Here is a 5,521-nt window from a genome sequence, read left to right on the forward strand (position 1 = left end):
CCCTGTTCCCAGCCCAGCGCGGCCCACTTCGCCCGGATGGCCCCCTGGACCTCGTGCGCCCCCGTCGCCGGCGACCAGTAAATCGAAGAGCCCCCGGAACCGGTGAAATGGGTGTACTGACCCACCCCGTCAGGAGTGCCCATAACGTCAGTGGTCGGGAAACCAAGGCTCCCGGCCGCCCCGCCGGCAGCCTGATACCGGGTATAGACCGCACCATGGACCTCATGCGCCCCCGTCGCCGGCGACCAGCAGACCACGCCATGGACGAAATCCTGACATTTCCCTGACGCCACGGAATATTGCAGAGAAAGCGCGCTCCCAAGATTCGATTGCAGCTGGCCGGCACCGACCTGCTGCGCCTTGACCGCGATTGGGTCGTCCACGCCGTTGCCGGTGAGCATCACGGTGAGTGGGCCTTGGCCGTCGTCGGCGGTGATCAAGTAGAAGGTGTTCTGAGTTCCGGCGGGCCCGACGGCGGTCGGTGCGAAGGTCACACTTTGGAATGCGGAGCCACCCGCGGGAATCGTCAGGCCCTCAGCGATGGGTGCGGTCGTTGAGAAAAGTCCTAGCGGCGCCTTCGCCTTGGTGATGGTCATCGGGATGTTGCCGGTATTGAGTATCTTGAAGTCCCGGGTTGTCGATGTCCCCACCGGGATGTCACCGAAATCCAGCGCGGGCGGCAGTTGCAGGTGCGCAGCCCCTGAGATGGCGGTCGCGGTGATCGGCACGGTCACCGCGCCGTGGTCGCTGACGACAACGAGCTGGTCGCTCACCGGATTTGCTGTGGCGGGGCTGAAGGTCAGGGACACCGGGACCGAGGCAAGGGGCTCGATTTGTTGACCTACGACCGGCGCTGTGCCGGTGTCCACGCTGAGCTCTGCATTGGCCGGGAAGGTGATTCCGGTGATCGTGACAACCGTTGTGCCTGTATTGACGATGCTGACGGTCCGCCGGCTGATCGTCTGGGTCGGCACGCTGGTGAACTGCAACGCCGGCGGTGTCGCGCCCAAGCCGTCCTTCGTGCCGACGCCGTGGACGCCGAGGATGTCGGTCTCGCCGTCGGCCGTCGTGATGGTCAGCGTGCCGTCGGCCTGGCCGGCAGCCGACGGCGAGAAGGTCACCGGGACAGCGAGACTGCCGCCGCCGGCCAGAGTCTGAGGCAGCGTGAGGGAGGTTCCGATTTGGAACGGAGCACTCGCCGTGACGGAGCTGATCGATACCGGCCTGGACGCGGTGATCGTCACTACACCCGTCTGCGCGGCACCTACCGGGACCTGGCCTAGGTCGGTGCTCGTCGCACCTACTGCGGCGGTTGTCGGGGAGCCGAAGGCTAGCACGTGCCCGTCGCGGGTGCCCAAGAACACGCGACCGCCGTCGGTGGCCACGGAGGAGAACTTGGAACCTACGCCCAGTGGGGCGCTGAACACCTGCTGGAGGTGCCCGGTGCTGTCCGGAAGCGCGCTGTAGGCGCGCAGTTCTGCGTTGGCACCGGTGGGTCCAGAGACATAGACGACCCAGACAAGGGCGGAAGACCCGTCCGTACCGTTAGAGGTCACCGCCGGCGCACCGGAGGTGTACCCGAAGGTGCCGGGGGACGTCGCCACGGACGCGAGAGTGACCCCGCCCGCACTGTTCGGCATGAGCTTGAGAGCACGTAAGTAGCCGTTGTTCTCGACGTCGTAGAGGTAGCCGCCGCCGCTGGTCCCGAGGAATGCCGGCCGCCCCCAAACTCCGGCGTACGGACCGGCTTCGTCGACGATGGCGTCGGTTCCGCCGGGGCCTTGCGCCATGCCACCCAAACGGTCGCGGTCCAGAAGGTAGACGTGGCCGTCTTTTCCGACCTGGGCCATTAGGTGCGGGTGCTGCGCCGTGCCGTAACCGTCCGGAATGGCGACAGGGGCCCCGGAACCGAGGTCGGCGTCGTTTTGGTTCAGCCTGGCGTTGGCGGCGGGGCTGAAGAAGTCGGTCGGCGTCAGGTTGCCGTCACCACCGACTTGGAGCCGGACCACGGACTCCGCCAGCGTCGCTGGTGGAGTGGTGCCCACACCAGGTGCCGGGGAAATGCCGTTCCCGGTGGTGACTATGATCTGGCCCGCGCCGTCGGACACCAGGCCGCCGCCGGACTGCCAGATCCCGCCCTCCGCGTTGCTGTTGCCCGATTCGGTGGTCCACATCGTTGTCTGCCGGCCGCTTGTAGACACCCCGACGATGTACCCGACGAAAGGGACGTAATCGCAGTGGCCGCCGAAGCCGGCGTAGACGACCCCGTTCATGAGCAGCAGTCCTGGCCGCTGCATCGCGGTCATGGCGTTGAATGGATGGGTCGGATCATTGCTCGGGGCTCCGCCAATGAGGACAGGGAACCCCGCCCTCTCGGCCCCGGTCACCGGATCGAGGGAGTGCATGTACCAGTGCGGGAGCTGCGGACTCGATCCGTCGTTCGTCTTGGCCATCAGGAAAACGGACTTTGTCGCCGGGTCGAAGACCGGAGTGGACGTGATGCCGATGGTAGGCGTGAGGTCGCCGCAGCTCACTGTTGACGCCGGCCAGGCCGGACCGAGGGTACGTACCCACTTCGCCGTCCCTGTGGTGCTGTCCAACCCGTAAACGGCATTGTTCTCCGTCGCTGCGATGACGGTGCCGTCGACGACGAGCGGCTGGGCGTACACCTGCCCGTCCACCGCTGTGGAGAACAGTTTGCCGAAGGTTGAGGACGCAACTGACGACGGCGAAAGCGCGCTCTCGGTGCTGTCCCACCCCGTCCGCAGCGCATCGTGGGCGACTGTCCCTACGTCCGCAACGGCGGTGTCGCCAATGGACAGCCCGGTGAGTACAAGCAGTGTTGACACGAGTGCCGCCCAGACGCGGCGGGGCAGCGGTTTGGGTTGACCACGCATGTGAGAGACCTGTTTCTGACCCTTGGCTACTGACTCATTGCGTGGAGCCTAGGCGCGGAAAAAGGGCCGCACAGGAGTGGTTCGTGCCCGACTTTGTGGCGCAGGACACCCTATTCTTGAGCCGTCACTACCTGCTCGGCGTGCGCAGATCCGCGTGACTACTTGCTTGGTCGAAACCGCGCAGGCCAGAGCATGAGGCCAATTTGCGGCCGACGAAGACCGCCTTAGAGACCGCATTCGACGAGGACTTGAGATCCCTCCGGCTTCGGGTAGGTACTGGCGAGGTTGACGCGGGATCAACTCCCAGCCATCAGCAACGCTTGCAGGGTCTTCGAAGGCCACAAACCCATGCACGGCCGCATGGGAGGGGTTGCGTTCATCTTCTGTGGCCATCCGGAACCAACAGCCGGCCTAAATTTGGGTTTGCCGAGCCTGTATACATAGGCAATACGAGCCAGACCGGCTGATGTGCGACCCACTCCGAAGCCGAAAGTGTTAACACTGTCAACAGCGCCAGATTCGAAGTCCGGTCGATGGGAGCGGTCCGGGACCCAGGATATGCGAGTATTCCCACACAAAAAACAGGTGCCGCCCACTCTCGCCCCAGACGCTGGCCGGCACTTAGGCTCCGGATCGGGCCGCTTTCACGGCCGGCCGTCATGAGGCGGGCCCAAATGACATGAGGAGCGCTTTCGATCGCGCGGCCAACGAGGTACTGACTATGAACGGCTCTGTCCATCCACAGGAGGTCATGATGCGGGCGAGGATGACCAATGAAGTCGTTAACGCCGGCGGTGGCCCTTCGGCTAGCTCTCTGACTGGTCAGCGGCAGCCTCAAGGTCCGGGCAAGCCGGCACCTCGCCCTCAGGCGTACCAGTGCCAGCCCCCGGAGGAACACAGTCCCCCGGGGGCTGTGGGAGTGGTCCGTGCCGCACAGTTCTCAGGTATAGCACCTGCACCGATACCACCTCATTAGGGGCACTCCCATGGCAAATACGGGGCATAAGCGAAATTCGGCACGAAGAGGGCGCCACCCGGCTCTGGCAGCATCGCTTGTAATGGCCGCTTTAGTGATTTATGCAAGCTTTGCTTCGGGGGGCAACGTTCAGGCCAGTACGTCCCCCTGTAACCCCACCGCTCCGGCTCCTACTAACGCTGACCCCGGCACAGTCGTTCTGGCCGATAACTTTGAAACCAATGATTTCAGTAGATGGACGACTGTCACCCAGTTGGGCGACGCCACCGCCACGGTGCAATCGGCAATTTCCAACTCCCCCGCCTGCGCTGCACGAATACATGTGACGGGGAATAGCGGCTCTGAGGCTAACGTGGTGAAAGATTTGCCGGCTTCGGCCAGCGAAGTTTGGGCCAGCGGCTGGTTTGACATCACGCGCGAAGGCAACGCTTCGAACAGTAACGTTCCCACCTTGCGTTTCTTCAACGGCAGCAACCGCCTGTTTGACGTGTCGCGTCAAAACGGATCGGGCAGCCTGTTCGTGAGGTGGGCTAGCGGCTCCGGATTCACCATCGTGGGCGTGGGTAATGTAGCCGTCGGCCAAAAGTTTGCCCTGAAAATTCACCTGGTAGTCAATGGTGCGCAAAGCCAGGTCCAGGTATGGCAGGACGGCACGAAACTCTTTGACCGTTCGAACAGCACGACCGGGTTTATAGATCTCGGTTCAAATACTTCGATGAATGTGCTCCAGCTGGGAGCAGAGCACGCGATGCAGGATGGCGACATGATCGCTGATGACATTATTCTGAAGACGGTGGGTGCCGGTATACCGGCACCTCCGGTGTTCACCGCGGACACTCCCCCGGGCACCGCCACCGCCCACACCGCCTACAGCTACACCTTCGCCGCGACCGGCAGCCCGGCCCCGACCTTTGCAGTGTCTTCCGGTGCCCTGCCCGGCGGGCTGAGCCTGGACGCCACCACCGGGATCCTCTCCGGCACCCCGACGACGGCCGGCACGGCAACGTTCACGGTCACCGCAACCAACGGGACCAGCCCCGACGCGGTCACCCCATCCCTCACGATCACCGTGGCAGCCTCGGCGACCGCGCCCGCCGCACCGACCGGGGTGAGCGCGACGGCKGGSAACGCGTCCGCGGTGGTGTCSTGGACGGCGCCGGCCAACGGCGGCTCCCCCATCACCTCCTACGCGGTCACCCCGCACGCCGGTGCCACGACGCTGGCCCCAGTCACCGTGACGGGAAACCCGCCCGCGACGACGGCGACCGTCACCGGGCTGACTAACGGCACGGCCTACACGTTCACGGTCACGGCCACCAACGCCGTCGGGACGTCCGCGCCCTCCGCGGCCTCAGCCCCGGTCACGCCGACGGCGCCGACCGCACCAGCCCCACCAACMGGSGTGAGCGCGACGGCKGGGAACGCSTCYGCGGTGGTGTCSTGGACGGCGCCGGCCAACGGCGGGTCCCCGATCACCTCGTATGCCGTGAYGCCTTCSWCCGGTGGCACGGCTTTGGCTCCGGTGACGGTTTCCGGTAACCCGCCAGCGACGACGGCGACCGTCACCGGGCTGACTAACGGCACGGCCTACACGTTCACGGTCACGGCCACGAATGCCGTCGGGACGTCCGCGCCCTCCGCGGTCTCG

At 65.1% G+C, this 5,521-nt stretch carries 2 protein-coding genes; one reads left to right on the forward strand and one right to left on the reverse strand.

Going from position 1 to position 5,521, the window contains the following annotated elements:
* Positions 1–2,897: Ig-like domain-containing protein (locus tag AB4074_RS24485; protein ID WP_441415703.1), on the reverse strand; the 2,897-nt coding region annotated here is incomplete at its 3' end.
* Between the two features lie 1,331 nt (positions 2,898–4,228).
* Between AB4074_RS24485 and AB4074_RS24490 the strand changes: the two genes are divergently transcribed.
* Positions 4,229–5,521 (forward strand): fibronectin type III domain-containing protein (locus AB4074_RS24490; RefSeq protein ID WP_441415704.1); only part of this gene is annotated, 1,293 nt, incomplete at its 3' end.

The sequence above is a fragment of the Arthrobacter sp. 2MCAF14 genome (assembly GCF_052115645.1).
GTDB lineage: Bacteria > Actinomycetota > Actinomycetes > Actinomycetales > Micrococcaceae > Arthrobacter.